This window comes from Rhodococcus sp. NPDC057014 (assembly GCF_042673295.1).
In the GTDB taxonomy this organism is placed as follows: Bacteria; Actinomycetota; Actinomycetes; order Mycobacteriales; family Mycobacteriaceae; genus Rhodococcus_F.
Window position 1 is genome coordinate 1 of the sequence record NZ_JBHUSF010000195.1, and the last position, 16,688, is coordinate 16,688.

Sequence of the window (16,688 nt, forward strand, 5' to 3'; positions counted from 1 at the left end):
GTCCGAGACGGTGCCCCGCCGCGAACTGTTACGTGGTGGAAATGCCGTTACCTCTTGGTAATCCGGGGTGCCCACACTCCGGCATCGGCCTCGATGGGCACATCGACCTGCGGAAGTTGTGAGAGCAATTGCCGGGCGAGGCGGATCATGATCGTCGCAGCGGGCGACAGGCTGGCGTCGCGGCGGGTGATGAACGCAAACGTCTCGTACAGCGGCGGGTCCAGCGAGGCCCAGGCCAAGGCTTTCGTCGAACCCAGGGCATGGGCCAGGGGGAGCGAGCTGATCGTGTCTCCGACCCCGCGCTCGGCGAGTTCCAGTGCAACGGCCGGTGATTCGACTTCGACGATCGGGCTGATCGTCACGCCGGCATTCTGCGCCACAAGCAGCAGTCGGCGCCGGGTGGGGTCCATGTCTCCCCACCGCATCTCCGGGAAGATCAGCTCGGCTTCGGCGACCTCCTGGATGGACACCGGGCGGCGCGCGCGTTCGCGATCGCGAGTGAGGAAGACCGCTTCGGCGAGCCATTCGACCGCTCCGACGTCGAGGCCGCGGTCGTCGACGGGGAGCGCGACCAGTCCGGCCTCGAGTTGTCCGTCACGGACCGCGTCGGCCACCTGAACCGAGTTGAGGGCGACAAGTCGCACGTGGACCTGCGGATACAGCGCTCGGAATTTTTCGATCAGATCGGTGTGGATGAGGTGGTGGGCGCTGCTGAACGTCCCGAATGCGACGGTCCCGCCGGTGAGATTGCGTACCGGATTGACCGCGGTGGCCGCCGCCTCCGCGGCGGCGAGTGTGCGCTGGGCGTGCGGAAGGAGCATCCGGGCGGCGTCGGTGAGGATCAGCTTGCGGTTGGTGCGCACGAACAGCGTCACGCCCTACTGGTGCTCGAGCCTGCGGATCTGCTCGGAGAGGCTGGGCTGGGCAACGAAATTCGCCTCGGCCGCTGCCGACAACGAACCGTGCTCGACGGCGGCCAGGAAATAGCTCAGCTGCTGCAGGGTGATGGGCGTTGCTGCCATCGGTGGGCTCCTCATGTCGTCATCGACGCGGCGGGTGGCGTCGCGCCGGCGCCTTGTTCAAGGGTATCCCTTGAGCAGTTCCCGAGATATCGCCATTTACGAGAGCGACCGCTCTTTCCAGACTTACATCACCACGTTCGGGGCGCTCGCCCCCATCGAACAAAGGGAGCAGAAAATGGCTCGTTACTGTGTCATCGGTGCCGGCGCGGCCGGCGTGTCCGCCCTTCAACAACTCCGCGAAGCCGGTTACGACGTCGAGTGCTTCGAAAAGACCGACCGGGTCGGCGGGCACTGGCACACCGACTACGAGGCCCTGCACCTGATCACTTCCCGGGACATGACGATGTTCGAAGACTTCCCGATGCCCGGGCACTACCCGCACTTTCCGCGACGGGACCAGGTTCGTGAGTACATCGAATCGTATGCCCACCGCCACGGCCACTACGACCTGATCACCTTCGGCACCGAGGTGCTGTCGGTAACCCCCGTCGACGCGGGATCGGGCCCCGTCGGGTCCGCCGGGTGGCGGGTGACCACCTCTCGGGGTGACGAGGGCATCTTCGACGGTGTCCTGATCGCCAACGGACACCTGTGGAGCCCGAAGATCCCGGACGTCCCCGGCGAATTCACTGGAAGACAACTGCATTCGAGCGAGTACAACAATGTCGGCGACCTCGACGGGAACCGGGTACTGGTGGTCGGCGCGGGCAACTCCGGTTGCGACATCGCCGTCGACGTCGCGCAGCACCGCCGCGAAGCCGACATCGTGATGCGCAAGGGCATCTACTTCCAGCCCAAGACGTACTTCGGTGTGCCGCGCCAGGAAGTGCCGTTCCTCGCCCAGTTCTCCCCGGACGAGCAAGACCTGCTCAGCCGGCTCCTCGCTCGCGTGTCGATCGGGGAGAATAAGAACTACCCGGGCATGCCTCGGCCGGAGGCCCGCACCCTGGCCGACGGGGCCACGACCGTGAACGATCTACTGCTGTACTGGGTCCACCACGGCCGCGTCCAGATTCGACCCGGCATCGCCCGCTTCGAGGGCAACACCGTGCACTTCTCCGACGGCATCGCCCGGTACTACGACTCGATCGTCTGGGCCACCGGCTTCGACGTCTCGCTACCCTTCCTCGACCGCGACCAGATCAGCTGGCGATCGGGTGTTCCCGTGCGGTACGCGGGCGGCATCCTCCCCGAAGGAGCGGAAAAGCTGTACTTCGTCGGCCTGATCGCACCCCGCGGCCCGCAGATTCCCGTCTACGGAGTGCAGGCCAAGCTGATCGCCCGCATGATCGCCCTGCACACCGAGGCCGGACCGCAGGGGTTGGCGCTGACCAACTACTTCTCCACGGTGCAGGAACCGGAGCTACGCGTCGACATCGTCCGAGCAATCTGGAACGACCAGATGGCCGACACCGCAAGGCTTCTGACCGCGCTCCAGGCCTCGTCCGCACTCGAGCACCTCGCGCCATTGTCCGGCACTGCCGTGTCCCGATAGCTACCCGTTTCCGATCGTGTAGAAGGAAGAAGCGCAATGACTCTCCTCGATACCGACACCCTGCCCTCCACAGACCACGTCACCACCGTGCTGCGCAGTGTCCGCCACCGCAGCCCCGGAGAAGCGGTGTTCCACCAAGCCGTCGAAGAAGTCCTCGCCACCCTCGGCCCGGTGCTGGCCCGGCACCCCGAGTACGTCGAGGCCCGCATCCTCGACCGGCTCTGCGAACCCGAACGCCAACTGATGTTCCGCGTCCCCTGGGTCGACGACGCCGGACAGGTCCAGGTCAACCGCGGATACCGGGTGGAATTCAACAGCGCCCTCGGCCCGTTCAAGGGCGGCCTGCGCTTCCACCCCACCGTCGACCTCGGCATCGTCCGCTTCCTCGGATTCGAGCAGGTCTTCAAGAACGCCCTCACCGGCCAGGGCATCGGCGCCGGCAAGGGCGGCAGCGACTTCGACCCCGCCGGCCGCAGCGACGCCGAAGTCATGCGGTTCTGCCAATCCTTCATCACCGAGCTCTACCGGCACCTCGGCGAACACACCGACGTCCCGGCCGGCGACATCGGCGTCGGCGTCCGCGAACTCGGCTACATGTTCGGCCAGTACAAGCGGATCGTCAACCGCTTCGAAGCCGGCGTGCTCACCGGCAAGGGCGTCGGCTGGGCCGGATCCCACGCCCGCACCGAGGCCACCGGCTACGGCGCCGTCTACTTCCTGAGAGAAATGCTCGCCACCCGCGGCCAGAGCCTCGACGGCCGCCGCGCCGTGGTCTCCGGATCCGGCAACGTCGCCATCTACGCCACCGAGAAAGCCCAGGCCCTCGGCGCCACCGTCGTCGCCTGCTCCGACTCGACCGGCTACCTCGTCGACGAGACCGGCCTCGACGTGGACCTGCTCAAGGACGTCAAGGAAATCCGCCGGGCACGACTGTCCGCGTACGCCGCCGAACGCCGCTCCGCCACCTACGTCACTACCGGCTCCGTCTTCGACGTGCCCTGCGAGCTCGCGCTGCCCTGCGCCACCCAGAACGAACTCGGCGAACAGCACGCGGCCACCCTGATCCGTAACGGTGTGCTCGCCGTCTCCGAGGGCGCGAACATGCCCTGCACCGCGGCCGCGGTCGCCATCTTCCGCGACGCCGGCGTCCTCTTCGGACCCGGCAAGGCCGCCAACGCCGGCGGGGTGGCCACCTCCGCCCTGGAGATGCAGCAGAACGCCGCCCGCGAATCGTGGACCTGGGAGGAAACCGAGAGCAAACTCGAGCAGATCATGCGCGAGATCCACCAGCACACCCGCGCCACCGCGGCCACCTACACCGACGACCCCGACAACTACGTCGCCGGCGCGGCCATCGGCGGGTTCATCCGGGTCGCCGACGCCATGCTCGCCCAGGGAATCGTCTGACCTCCGCTCACCCTCCGACGCACAGAAGGAACCCGCCATGACTCCCACGCCCCACACCGGCGACACCCTCACCCACCGACTCAGCGGCCGTGTCGCCCTGATCACCGGTGGCGCCCGCGGTCAGGGCGCCGCGCACGCCTACCGCCTCGCCAGCGAAGGGGCAGTCGTGTTCCTCGCCGACGTCCTCGACGACGACGGGGCACGCACCGCCGAAGAACTCCGCTCCAAGGGATTCGACGCCACCTACCTGCACCTCGACGTCTCGAACCCCGACGACTGGCAGGCCGCGCACCGACTGGTCGACGACACGCACGGCCGCCTCGACATCCTGGTCAACAACGCCGGCATCGTCGACGTCACCAACCTCGAAGACCTCGCCCTCGACACGTGGAACCGGGTGCTGTCGGTCAACCTCACCGGCGCCTTCCTCGGACTGAAAACGATGATCCCACTGCTGCGCAAGGGAACCGGAAGCGCCGTGGTGAACACCTCGTCGATCTTCGGCCCGTCCGGCGCCATCGGCTACGCCGCCTACGCCGCCAGCAAGGCCGGCATGCTCGGCCTCACCCGCACCGCCGCACTCGAACTCGCCCCCGACGGCATCCGCGTCAACGCCCTCGTCCCCGGCGGGGTCAGCACCCCGATCAACGCCCAGGAAGCCCAGGGCGGCGTCGTGCCGGAAACCCCGCTCGGCCGGCGCGCCGACGTCACCGAACTCGCCGCCGCCGTCGCCTACCTCGTCAGCGACGACGCCAGCTTCGTCACCGGCACCGAACTCGTCGTCGACGGCGGATTCCGCACCCGCTGAATCACCTCGGCCGCAGGTTGGCGGCGCCGGGCACGAGTGCGGCACCGATGTTGCGGGAGGCGCGGGGATCGCCGAGGCGGATCTGTGCACATCCGGGTACGGGTGTGGCGATGTCGGGCGCCCGCGGACTACGTCGTCCAGCTGTACGTCTTCCTCGCCAGCGACCTCGCCGCAGGCATCACCGGGAAACCTTCGCCGGATCAGGTTGCTTCGTCGGCAGATTCGACCGCCCGGCTCCGGCACTGCTGGCCTACCGCGACCACGAGACCCGGCCGCCGTGGTCGCTCGACGAACTGGCAAAGCTGGTGGGTCCGGCATCACCCGGCTTGTGAGGATGCTCGATACACCAACGATGCCAATAACTACGTTTGAGGTACGAAAAGTAAGTTAAGGCGCGCACCACCGAGCACCCGTAACCGACGGGCAGTCACACTCCCGCGGTCGCCGATGCGCGGACGGACACCTCTTCCGCGACGGTGGCCGCAGCGTCGATCAGTGCTTGCCCGGGTCGGCGACTCGCGAGGTCGGGAAGCGCGGCGCGCAGGCGCTCGGCGTATGCTGCGTTCGCCACTTCCCAGTCCAGACGGATCAGCTCGATGACGGCGCCGTCGTCGGCTCCCATGACGCGATCGACGTTCAAGGTCGCGGACACGGTGAGCACGGCGGAGTCGGCTATCGCACCCTCGCCGAGGAGACGAAGTACCACGAGTGAGGCGGCCGCGATGCCGGCGAGCATGTGCTCCACCGGGTTTGCGCCGGCATCGTGTCCGCCGTACCGCGTGGTTTCGTCGATCGTCAACTCGTGCGTCCGCGCGGTGACCGTCGTGCCGTGGGTCCCGGGCAGCGCGTGCACGACCAGTTGCTCACGTCGAGAAGTAGTCACTGAACCGCCTCATAGAAGTCTGCGGCGGTGTTCCCGCCTGTATTCAACACGCCTGCAAGCCATTCGATCGCATCTGCACCAGCGGCGCGGACGTCACTGGGATCGGGACCGTACTGAGGGGACAGGTAGTCCGACAGCAAGCGCTGCGCATCTGTCCCGCTGTCGTCGTGGAGCAACGACGCCACGGCGTCGAGTGCGACGGGATCTCTGCTCCTGATCTTGGCGATCGCCGCCGTCTGTGCGGCGACGACCTTTCGTACCGACGGATCGTCAATTCGAATCTTGTCCACGTCGACTGCGACGCCTGCGGTGGGGAACCTCAGGGCGACGCCGAAGAACAACGATTCGGCGAGCCCGAGCCGTGACAGGGTGCCGGGAGCGAAAGCGGAGCCCAGAACGGCGGCGTCGGCTTCTCCGGATCTCATTGCCTCCAGTCGCTGCCGATCACCTGCGCTTCCCGCGGGGAAGCGCAGCATCGACGGGGCGTCGCGGCCTGCCCAGCGATAACTCAGCATCCGCTGGGTGAAAGCGCACACGATCGATCCCTCCGGGTGGCCGGCCACGACGGACGGCCCGGCTGATCGTGTGCTCCCTTTTCGTGTCCAGATCCAGAACAACGGGTGAAGCGTGTGGACGAGCGCAACTTTCCAACGGCGTTGCCCTCGAAGCGTTTCGACCAGGGAGCCGCCGAGCCCCGCAGACAACGCTGCTTCCGGATGGTCCGAGCCGGACACCGCCTTCACCTCGATGCCCAGTCGGTCGTAGTAGCCCGCGCGTGCGGCGATCTCGTGGCACACCAATTCGTGGACGTTGTGATCGCGATACCCCAGCAGAATCATTCCCGTTCCTTACTCGGCGAGTTCGGTCAGTCACTGTGTTCATTATGCTGAATCCGATACGATATTTGGAACACGCTGAACATAATGATCCGCGCCGGAATCTGTCAAGCATCCCTCATCGAATCTTCTGAGCGCTCTTGTAGGTCAACAGGATCGACTTCGTCGCGATCGTTACCACGAGGAGCGTCGCGGCGCCGAGCAGTCCGGCCGTGAGGGGCTGCCAGGCACGGGGCTGTACGAGGTGGAGCCACGTGATGGTGAGGGCGACGACACTCGCCACCGGGAAGGTGAACGACCAGAAGCCGTGCGAGAACGACAGGGTGCGGTAGCGGGTCAGCAACGGCGCCTGGACCATGACCATGAATGCCGTGACGGCGGTGAGCGCCACGAACAGGGCGTCGGGTCGCCCGTTCGAAATGTTGAGCCATGCTGCCGAGCCGACTGCAGGCGGAGCGATCATGATCGCGAGTGTCGGGGTCAGGGGCGCGGGCATGGTGGGGCGCAGCGCGAGCCTGAGGAACAGGAACACGGAAATGATCACCCAGAAGAACAGGCCGACCGCGAAGCTTCCGACGGCGAGCCAGTCGAGGCCGATCTGGGCTGCGGCAAACGCCCCGACGAGGCCGGCTCCGCTGAGGGGAAGGTAGTAGCCGCCGTGTACGGATTCGAGTGCCATCTCTCCGCTCATCCAGAAGCTCAGCATCCATGCGCCGAATACCGCACCGGCCGTGATGGCGAGCAGGGTCAGGGCCGTTCCGGCGATCGGGAACGTGCGGTGCAGGTTTGCTCCGAGCAGCATCGCCGAGATCGGAAGTAGCGCCGCGAGCGGGCCGTGGACGAAGTGCGTGAGCTGTTGTGAAATCCCGTGTTCGGCGCGCCTGGCGTGATGCGTGTGTGCGGTAGCGGCCCAGATCCAGGCGAACGCTGCGATCAGCCAGAACGCCTGGGTCAGCGCGAACGGGGTGCCGAGCGCGGTCGTGGCGACCGACCAGGCCTGGGCCAGTCCGGCAAGACCCAGGGGGATCGCGAACAGGTTCAACGGTCGGTGGGTGCGGACGCGTGACTCGCGGGCAGTGCTCGGGCGGTGATTGGACAAGGAAAATGCCTTCCTTCCTGAAACGGCGTACCCCGTTATTGACCTAGGGGTCCAATATGGGCGAGAGTTACCGTATTGCTATTTGACCTTGAGGTCAAATATCGATCGCGAGTAACCTACTTCGGTGGCTAGACCAAGGCTCTTCGAGGCGGATGCGGCGATCGACAAGGCGATGGACCTGTTCTGGCTTCAGGGGTACGCCGCGACGACGCCCCAGGAGCTCGCTGGTCAGATGGGGATCGGCAAAGGCAGCCTGTACAACACCTTCGGAAGCAAGCACGACTTGTTCCTGCAAGCGCTTCGGCGTTACACCGAGATGCGGCTCGCGTACCTCGACGATCTGTTCGCCGCGCCCGGCCCGGTGAGGCCCCGCCTCGAGACGGCGATGGCGGTGCTCGCCGGGGTCGGCGAGCACCGGCGAGGGTGCGTCATGGTCAATGCCGCGGCCGAGCTCGGCACCGTCGACGACGAGGTGAACCGCATAGCGGACGAGCTGTTCACTCGGATCGAAGGCATCTTCAGGGTCGCGATCGAGCAGGGGCAGCGGTCCGGGGAGTTCGGAGCGGACCGTCCTGCAGACATTTCGGCTCGTCAACTGCTCGCGTCGGTGATCGGGCTCAGCGTGCTCGTGAAATCAGGTGGCCGACCCGAGTCGTGTACCACCGTGGTCGAGGGGTGTGTCGGCGGACTGTGATCCGCGAAGGACCGGCGCATCCGAGGGCATTCACATGCTCCCGCGCGCAGGGTCTGCGGCTATATCCTGGAGTGCACGCTATCGAGAGGTGAGCCCACGATCTTTTTGCGCTGGTCGTGCCGTCGGGACCAGTGTTCGGGATCATCAGCCGACGGGGTGAGTAGACCGTCCGATGGGTGAAGCTGATCCGCTCGACACGCAGCGGCAGGTCGTTCCCGTGGTGGTGTCGGAGCTGAGTGCGGCGGGTTTCGACGACGCCCGGGAGATCGGGCGCGGCGGCTTCGGGGTGGTCTACCGATGCATTCAGGCGGACCTGGATCGCACGGTCGCGGTGAAGGTGCTGACCGTCGATCTCGACGAAGAGAACCGGGCCCGGTTCTTCCGGGAGCAGCGGGCGATGGGCCGGCTGACCGGTCACCCGAACATCGTGGGCGTATTGCAGGTCGGCGCCACCGACAGCGGCCTTCCCTACATCGTGATGCCGTATCACCCGCAGGACTCGCTGGAGGTCCGGGTTCGTCGGGACGGCCCTCTCGCACTGGACAGGGTATTGCGGCTGGGGGTGAAGATGGCCGGTGCGGTCGAGACCGCACACCGGCTCGGGATCCTGCACCGCGACGTCAAACCCGCGAACATTCTGCTCACCGATTACGGCGAGCCGGCGCTGACCGATTTCGGCATCGCCCACATCTCCGGCGGTTTCGAGACCGCGACCGGTGTCGTCACCGGGTCGCCCGCCTATACGGCACCGGAGGTCCTCGAGGGCGATCCGCCGAGCCCGGCCGCGGACGTCTACGGGCTCGGGGCGACGCTGTTCAGTGCCCTCACCGGGCATGCCGCGTTCGAACGCGGCAGTGGGGAACAGGTGGTCGCGCAGTTCCTGCGGATCACCACGCAACCGGTGCCCGACCTTCGTGAGCACGGGATCCCCGACGACGTGTCCGACGCGATCGCGCGGGCGATGTCCCGTACTCCCGACGAGCGTCCGGCGACGGCCGCCGACTTCGGTGAGGAACTGCGGCGGATTCAACTCGATCGCGGTCTTCCGGTCGACGACATGGCCCTCCGCATGGAACCCGACGCGCAGGGGAACGACGGACAGCCGGTGTCCGGCCGGTTTCGATCCACGGGCACTTCCGGTACGTCCGCGCGGAGTGGCGGGCGGAATCTTCCCCTGGAACTGACGAGTTTCGTCGGCCGCCGGAACGAGCTCACCGAGGCGAAAAATCTGCTCGCCGGGTCACGGCTGGTGACGCTGACCGGGGTCGGCGGTGTCGGCAAGACCCGGCTGGCGATGCGCGTCGCGGCGGCGGTGCAACGCGACTACGGCGACGGTGTGCGACTGGTCGAGTTGGGCGACGTGCGTGAGGAGTCTTCGCTGGTGGACGCGGTGGCCGCGGCGGTGGGGGTGCGGGATCATTCGGCGCGGCCGCTACGCGAGGTGTTGATCGAGTTCCTCACTTCCCGGGACCTGCTGCTGGTCCTCGACAACTGTGAGCACCTGGTGGACGCGGTGGCGGAGCTGGCCGAGACGCTGTTGCGGGTGTGCCCGGCGCTGCGGATTCTGGCGACCAGCCGCGAACCCCTGGTCATCGGTGGGGAAGCCGTGTTGCGGGTGCCGCCGCTGGCCGTGCCGGAGCTTGACCGGAAGCCGTCCCTGCGAAGCGTGCGCAGATACGATGCGGTGTCGTTGTTCGTCGAACGTGCCGCGGCCGCGGTTCCCGGGTTCGAGTTGACGGAGGAAAACGCGGCGGCGGTGGCGGGGATCTGTCATCGCCTCGACGGGTTGCCGTTGCCGATCGAATTGGCCGCGGCCCGGTTGCGGGCGATGTCGCCCGAGCAGATCCTGCAGCGTCTGACCGACCGCTATTCCCTGCTGTCGCGCGGCAGCCGGGGTGCGCCGACGCGGCAGCAGACGCTGCGGTTGTCCATGGACTGGAGTTTCGAATTATGCACCGCCGGTGAGCAATTGGTGTGGGGAAGGCTGTCGGTCTTCGCGGGGAGCTTCGAACTCGATGCCGCCGAGCAGGTGTGCGGCGACGGCCTGGGCCCGGACGAATTGCTCGACACGCTGACCTCCCTGGTGGAGAAATCGATCCTGATCCGGGAGGGGCGCGGGTCGGTGGTGCGGTTCCGGATGCTCGAGACCCTCCGCGAGTACGGTTGCGAGAAGCTCGAGCAGACCGGCGAGACCGTGACTTTGCGTCGTCGTCACCGGGATTGGTACGAGGCGCTGGCGCTGGAGGCGGAGTCCGAGTGGATCAGCGCCCACCAGTTGGACTGGATCCGCAGGTTGAAGCGCGAGCAACCGAACCTACGGGAGGCCCTCGAATTCGGTGCCGACGACGATCCCGCCGCAGCGCTGCGCACCGCATCCGCACTGTTCCTGTTCTGGGGCTCCCAGGGTCTGTACGGCGAGGGGCGGCGCTGGTTCGCGGAGTTGCTCGCCCGGCAGAGCGGTCCGCCCACCGTCGAGTGGGTCAAGGCACTCCAGCGTGCCGGCATGATGGCCGATGTGCAGGGTGACCTGCAGGCGGGGGCGGCACTCGTGGCGGAGGCGCGGACTCTCTCCGCGCACACGAGCGACTCCATGATGCGCTCCCTCGTTGCCTATGCCGAGGGCATGCTGGCCCTCTACAGCGGTGAACTGGAATCCGCGTCCTCGCACCTGGAAACCGCTCTCGCGGAGTTCGCCGAACGCGGCGATCGCACGCTCGAAGTCGCCGTCATGTACCCGTTGGGACTGGCGTATGGGCTCCGCGACTTGACGGACCCGGCGATCGAATACCTCGAACGTGTTCTCGCGATCACGGAACTCCACGGCGAGAAGATGTATCGGTCGCATTCGCTGTGGGCCTTGGGGATTGCCGTGTGGCGACAGGGCGATGACGATCGCGCAGTCCGGGTGCTCGAGCAGTCGCTGGAGCTGACCCGGCAGGTGCGCGGCCCACGCGTCGCCGCCTCCGGTCTCGAGGCCCTCGCCTGGATCGCCTGCGGACTCCACGACGAACCGAGGGCCGCCGTGCTGCTCGGAGCCGCGGAGGGGCTGGCGCGATCGGTGGGAAGCGCAGTGGTGATCTATTCTGATTTGCTTGTCTACCATGAAGAATGCACTAAAAGCAGTCGGAAGAAGCTCGGGGACAAGGCATTCGACGCCGCCCACCGCAGAGGTGAGCAACTCGGCTTCGATGCGGCGATCGCCTACGCGCTCCGCGAACAGCCGGCAGGCACGTCCGCGCACGGCACCGGCCCGTCGACGCGTCTGACCAAGAGGGAACGTCAGGTCGCCGACCTCATCGCCGAAGGCCTGACCAATCAGGCCATCGCCGACCGCCTGGTGATCTCGCCGCGCACCGCTCAGGGTCATGTGGAGCACATCCTGGCGAAACTGGGCTTCACCTCCCGTGCGCAGGTCGCGGCCTGGGTAGTGGAGCAGACCGGCGACTGAACGACCGCCTCTCGCGGCATCCGGGTTCTTCCCGTGGTGCCGTGGTGGGGCCGAGTCGCGCTCTTTGCCCGCCGATCGGCGGCAAATCCCCTCTTGACAGCGGGTGGCGGTGCTCGTAACGTCCGTGGAGTTCCAAATAATGATGTGAGTTCAGGATAATGAACGGAGCTTGTGATGGGGTTCACCGGAAATAGCGGAGCGTTGTCGGGCATCAAGGTGATCGACGCCGCGACGATGGTGGCCGGCCCGTTGGGCGCGTCGCTGCTCGCCGACTTCGGTGCCGACGTCATCAAGGTCGAGCCGATCGGTGGTGACGAGTCGCGGACGTTCGGACCGGGACGAGACGGCATGAGTGGCGTCTACTCGGGCGTCAACCGAAACAAGCGCGCCGTCGCGCTCGACCTTCGTACGGCCGGAGGTCTCGAGCTGTTCCACGAACTCTGCTCGACCGCGGACGTGCTCATCGAGAACATGCTGCCCTGGGTGCGCGAGCGATTCGGGCTGACCGCCGACGAGCTTCGCGAACGCCACCCGCACCTGATCTGCCTCAATGTCAGCGGGTACGGCGACAACGGACCCCTCGCGGGCCGTCCCGCCATGGACCCGGTCGCTCAGGCGCTCACCGGTCTCATGGAGGCCACCGGTGAACGTTCCGGGAAGCCGCTCAAGGCCGGGCCGCCCGTCGCCGACAGCGCCGCGGGCTACCTCGTCGCGATCGCCGCGCTCGTCGCACTCTTCGCGAAACAGCGCACGGGAGAAGGGCAAACGGGCTCGGTATCCCTGGTCGGGGCGTTGTTCCATCTGCAGACTCCGTGGCTGGGGCAGTACCTCCTCGCCGACTACATTCAGGGCAAGGTCGGCAACGGCAGCAATTTCTACGCGCCGTACAACGCCTATACGACCCGTGACGGCGGCGCCGTTCACCTGGTCGCTTTCAACGACCGCCACTTCGTCAAGCTGACCCGGGCGATGGGTGTCGAGGCTCTCGTCGACGATCCGCGCTTCGCGGACGCCGCGTCCCGCTTGGAGAACCGCGAGGCTCTCGACTCCGCCTTCGCGCCCTGGTTCGCCGCCCGCGATCGTGACGACGTGGTCGAGTTGCTCTCCGCCCACGACATCATCTGCGCCCCGGTCCTCGCGTACGACGAGGCCGTCACCCATCCCCAGATCCAGGCCCTGGACCTCGTTGTCGACATCGACCACGACGAACTCGGACCGATGCGCGTCCCGGGCCTCCCGGTCAAGCTCTCGGGCACCCCGGGCCACGTGCGTCGCCCACCGACTTCGCTGGGCGAGCACACCACCGAGATTCTCAGGGATCTCGGCTACCAGGACGACCGGATCGCGGCCCTCCGGGCCGAAATGGTCGTCCGATGACCACCGAACACGGCGAAAGGAAGCATCAATGAAGGTCGGAATCAGGATCCCGGGAGCGGGACCGTGGGCAGGGCCCGAGGCGATCACCGAGGTCTCGCGGTACGCGGAGAAGATCGGCTTCGACTCCCTCTGGATGACTGATCACGTCGCGCTGCCGACCCGAGTCGAGACGCCGTACCCGTACACCTCGGACGGCAAGTTCCTGTGGGATCCCGCCACGCCGTACCTCGACTGCCTCACGTCGTTGACGTGGGCGGCGGCGGCCACCGAGCGGATCGAGCTCGGCACGTCGTGTCTGATCCTGCCGTGGCGTCCCCTCGTCCAGACGGCGAAGACGCTGGTGAGCATCGACGTGATGTCGCGCGGCCGGCTTTCGGTCGCCATCGGCGTGGGCTGGATGAAGGAGCAGTTCGAACTGCTCGGAGCGCCCTTCAAGGACCGCGGCAAGCGGACCACGGAGATGGTCAACGCGATGCGGCACATGTGGAAGGAAGACGAGGTCGACTTCGACGGCGACTTCTACCAGCTCCACGACTTCAAGATGTACCCGAAGCCGGTGCGTGGCACGATCCCCGTCTGGTTCGCGGGATACAGCACCGCCTCGCTGCGCCGCATCGCTGCCATCGGCGACGGCTGGCACCCCCTTGCGATCGCGCCGGACGAGTACGCCGGCTACCTGGCCACCCTGCAGCAGTACGTGGAGGAGGCGGGCCGCGACATGAGTGAAATCACGCTCACTGCACGGCCTTTGCGGACGGCGCCGTACAACGCCGAGACGATCGAAGCGTACGGCGACCTCGGTGTCACCCACTTCATCTGCGACACGTCGTTCGAACACGACACCCTCGAAGCAACCATGGAGGAGCTCGCGGAACTCGCTGACGCCGTCCTCCCCACCGCACACAACCTGGCCTGACGGCCCGGCGGAAGAAAGGACGAGAATCGTGCAGGCACTCACCTCGACGGTTCCCCTCGTCATCGGCGACCAACTGAGCCCGTCGTCGACCGGGGCGACCTTCGACTCGATGAACCCGGCCGACGGGTCGCACTTGGCCACCGTGGCCGAGGCGACGGTTCAGGACGTCGCGCGCGCCGTCGAATCCGCGAAGGCCGCGGCCAAGGCGTGGCAGCGCATGCGTCCCGCACAGCGGACCCGGCTCATGTTCCGCTACGCCGCGCTGATCGAGGAACACAAGATCGAGCTCGCCCAGCTGCAGAGCCGGGACATGGGCAAGCCCATCCGAGAGTCGTTGGGCGTCGACCTTCCGATCATGATCGAGACCCTCGAGTACTTCGCGGGCCTCGTGACGAAGATCGAGGGTCGCACGACGCCGGCTCCCGGCCGGTTCCTCAACTACACCGTGCGTGAGCCGATCGGCGTGGTGGGTGCCATCACCCCGTGGAATTTCCCTGCAGTGCAGGCGGTCTGGAAGATCGCGCCGGCTCTCGCGATGGGCAACGCCATCGTGCTGAAGCCTGCGCAGCTCGCCCCGCTCGTCCCCGTGGCACTCGGCGAGCTGGCCCTCCAGGCCGGGTTGCCGCCCGGGTTGGTCAACGTCCTGCCCGGTCGTGGCTCGGTGGCGGGCAACGCATTGGTGCAGCACCCGCTGGTCGGCAAGGTGACGTTCACGGGCTCGACCGAGGTCGGCCAGCAGATCGGCCGGATGGCGGCCGACCGCCTCATCACGACCTCCCTCGAGCTCGGCGGCAAGTCGGCGCTCGTGGCGTTCGGCGACTCGTCCCCGAAGGCGGTCGCCGCCGTGGTCTTCCAGGCGATGTACGGCAACCAGGGCGAGACGTGCACGGCCGCAAGCCGGTTGCTCGTCGAGCGGCCCATCTACGACGAGGTGATCGAACTCGTCCAGAAACGGGTCGAGGCCGCACGGGTGGGCGACCCTCTCGACCCCGAAACGGAGATCGGCCCGTTGGTCAGTGCCGCGCAACGAGAGTCGGTCCATTCGTACGTCGTCGCCGGGATCGAAGAGGGTGCCAAGCTGATCAGCGGCGGCGGCCAGTCACCGGACGGACCTGCGGAGCAGGGCTTCTACTACCGTCCGACGATGTTCGCCGGCGTCACCGCGGACATGCGCATCGCCCGGGAGGAGATCTTCGGGCCCGTGCTGTCGGTCCTGCCCTTCGAGGGCGAGGAGGAGGCGATCACCCTCGCCAACGACACCATCTACGGGCTGGCCGCGGGCGTCTTCACCCGCGACGTCGGCCGCGCACTGAGGTTCGCGCAGACCCTCGACGCCGGCAACGTGTGGATCAACACCTGGGGAGTGCTCAACCCCGCGTCGCCGTACCGCGGCTTCGGACAGAGCGGCTACGGCAGCGACCTCGGCCAGGCCGCGATCGAGAGCTTCACCAAGGAGAAGAGCATATGGGCACGCCTGGATTGACCTCCGGGCCGTCCCGGCCACAGATCGTGGGACGGTTGATCGACGCCCGCCACGTTCAGGACTGGGAGCCCGCGGCGGACTACACGATCACCGAGGACGCCCTCTTCTCCCGCGATCCCGACGCCGTTGCCGTGCTGCGCGAGGGGACCCACGCGCCCGAGAGGGTGACATTCGGTCAGGTGCAGCGCGCCGCCGTGCGCATCGCGGGTGTCCTCCGCGCCCGCGGGATCGAGCCCGGTGACCGTGTGGTCCTGTACCTCGACCCGTCGGTCGAGGCCGCCGAGGTCGTGTTCGGGGTGCTGGTCGCCGGGGCCGTGCTCGTGCCCGTCCCGCGACTGCTCACCGGTAACTCGGTGGCACACAGGCTCGCCGATTCGGGTGCGACTGTGCTGGTCACGAACGGTCCGGGCGTCGACCGGCTCGAGTCGACAGGGTGCTCGCTGCGCGACGTCGACGTGCTCACGGTCGACGGTGCGCGTGGTCCGAAGCTCGGGGACCTCGCCCGCCGGGTCGACCCGTTGGCCCCGGTGCCCGGCCGGCCCTCGGATCCGGCCCTGCTGATGTACACGTCGGGCACCAGCGGTCCACCGAAAGGCATCGTCCACGGACACCGCGCTCTGCTCGGGCACGCGGGCGTCGATTACGCCTTCGAGCTGTTCAGGCCCGGGGACGTGTATTTCGGCACCGCGGACTGGGGTTGGATCGGCGGCCTGATGCTCGGGCTGCTGGTCCCGTGGTCGTTCGGCGTCCCCGTCGTGGCTCATCGGCCGCAGCGATTCGACGCCGCGGCCACCCTGGACATGATGGCCCGCTTCGGCGTGACCACCGCCTTCCTGCCCGCGTCGGTGCTGCGGATGTTCGCCGAGCACGGGGAATCGGCACGGCAACGCCTCCGCGCGGTCGTGACCGGGGGAGAGCCCGCCGGTGCTGCGGAACTCGGCTGGGCCCGCAGCCACCTCAGCGACTGCGTCAACAAGGCCTACGGCCAGACCGAGGCAAACGCCCTGATCGGCGACTCCGCGGCTCTCGGATCGGTCGACGACGCAACCATGGGCGCCCCGTACCCCGGGCACCGCATCGCAATTCTGGACGAGGACGGCGTCCGCGTCGCACCCGGTGAGGTCGGTGAGATCGCGCTCGAACTGCCGGATCCGGTTGCACTCCTCGGCTATTGGGACTCGTCTACGGCTCGGGCGGTACCCCCACCCGGGGGTTGGCAC

At 67.3% G+C, this 16,688-nt stretch carries 14 protein-coding genes and 1 pseudogene; 10 read left to right on the top strand and 5 right to left on the bottom strand.

The annotated features are described in order from the left end of the window. Positions 1-47: 47 nt before the first annotated feature. Positions 48-875: a LysR family transcriptional regulator substrate-binding protein gene (locus ACFTZB_RS29480; protein ID WP_378436750.1), complete on the bottom strand. Its 828-nt coding sequence runs from the start codon at positions 873-875 to the stop codon at positions 48-50. A 3-nt stretch (positions 876-878) separates the two neighbouring features. Further along, a complete protein-coding gene (locus tag ACFTZB_RS29485) occupies positions 879-1,022 on the bottom strand; it encodes a LysR family transcriptional regulator (RefSeq protein WP_378436752.1) in 144 nt (47 codons plus the stop codon). Positions 1,023-1,197: 175 nt separating this feature from the next. On the opposite strand from ACFTZB_RS29485, the gene ACFTZB_RS29490 reads away from it, so the two are divergent. The 4 genes and pseudogenes from ACFTZB_RS29490 to ACFTZB_RS29505 form a co-directional block, all read left to right on the top strand. Next, positions 1,198-2,517, top strand: a complete 1,320-nt coding sequence (locus tag ACFTZB_RS29490; protein WP_378436754.1) for a flavin-containing monooxygenase — start codon at positions 1,198-1,200, stop codon at positions 2,515-2,517. A gap of 36 nt (positions 2,518-2,553) precedes the next feature. Beyond that, the gene (gene gdhA / locus ACFTZB_RS29495; RefSeq protein ID WP_378436756.1) at positions 2,554-3,924 is read left to right on the top strand and encodes an NADP-specific glutamate dehydrogenase; all 1,371 of its coding nucleotides are present in this window, start codon (positions 2,554-2,556) and stop codon (positions 3,922-3,924) included. A 37-nt stretch (positions 3,925-3,961) separates the two neighbouring features. Further along, entirely contained in the window at positions 3,962-4,732 is a 771-nt protein-coding gene (locus tag ACFTZB_RS29500) for an SDR family NAD(P)-dependent oxidoreductase (protein ID WP_378436758.1), read from the top strand. Between the two features lie 114 nt (positions 4,733-4,846). Further along, positions 4,847-5,064, top strand: a pseudogene (locus tag ACFTZB_RS29505) (short-chain dehydrogenase); the annotation flags it as partial. A gap of 95 nt (positions 5,065-5,159) precedes the next feature. Here ACFTZB_RS29505 and ACFTZB_RS29510 read toward each other — a convergent pair. From ACFTZB_RS29510 to ACFTZB_RS29520, 3 genes are all read right to left on the bottom strand, one after another. Continuing rightward, entirely contained in the window at positions 5,160-5,615 is a 456-nt protein-coding gene (locus ACFTZB_RS29510) for an OsmC family protein (RefSeq protein ID WP_378436760.1), read from the bottom strand. Next, positions 5,612-6,454 (bottom strand): hypothetical protein, encoded by an 843-nt coding sequence (locus ACFTZB_RS29515; RefSeq protein WP_378436762.1) that lies wholly within the window; start codon positions 6,452-6,454, stop codon positions 5,612-5,614. The genes ACFTZB_RS29510 and ACFTZB_RS29515 overlap by 4 nt, the downstream gene beginning before the upstream one ends. Positions 6,455-6,569: 115 nt before the next feature. Then, complete coding sequence (locus tag ACFTZB_RS29520) at positions 6,570-7,550, bottom strand: potassium-tellurite ethidium and proflavin transporter (RefSeq protein WP_378436764.1); 981 nt, start codon at positions 7,548-7,550, stop codon at positions 6,570-6,572. Positions 7,551-7,674: 124 nt separating this feature from the next. On the opposite strand from ACFTZB_RS29520, the gene ACFTZB_RS29525 reads away from it, so the two are divergent. The 6 genes from ACFTZB_RS29525 to ACFTZB_RS29550 form a co-directional block, all read left to right on the top strand. Further along, entirely contained in the window at positions 7,675-8,244 is a 570-nt protein-coding gene (locus ACFTZB_RS29525; RefSeq protein ID WP_219456560.1) for a TetR/AcrR family transcriptional regulator, read from the top strand. A gap of 172 nt (positions 8,245-8,416) precedes the next feature. Further along, entirely contained in the window at positions 8,417-11,692 is a 3,276-nt protein-coding gene (locus tag ACFTZB_RS29530; RefSeq protein ID WP_378436767.1) for a protein kinase, read from the top strand. Between the two features lie 174 nt (positions 11,693-11,866). Next, complete coding sequence (locus tag ACFTZB_RS29535) at positions 11,867-13,069, top strand: CaiB/BaiF CoA transferase family protein (protein ID WP_378436768.1); 1,203 nt, start codon at positions 11,867-11,869, stop codon at positions 13,067-13,069. A 28-nt stretch (positions 13,070-13,097) separates the two neighbouring features. Continuing rightward, on the top strand, positions 13,098-13,985 hold the full coding sequence (locus tag ACFTZB_RS29540) for an LLM class F420-dependent oxidoreductase (RefSeq protein ID WP_124390141.1): 888 nt from the start codon (positions 13,098-13,100) through the stop codon (positions 13,983-13,985). Positions 13,986-14,013: 28 nt separating this feature from the next. Beyond that, positions 14,014-15,468, top strand: a complete 1,455-nt coding sequence (locus ACFTZB_RS29545) for an aldehyde dehydrogenase family protein (protein WP_378436771.1) — start codon at positions 14,014-14,016, stop codon at positions 15,466-15,468. Next, positions 15,450-16,688 (top strand): AMP-binding protein (locus tag ACFTZB_RS29550; RefSeq protein WP_378436774.1); only part of this gene is annotated, 1,239 nt, incomplete at its 3' end. The genes ACFTZB_RS29545 and ACFTZB_RS29550, both read left to right, overlap by 19 nt.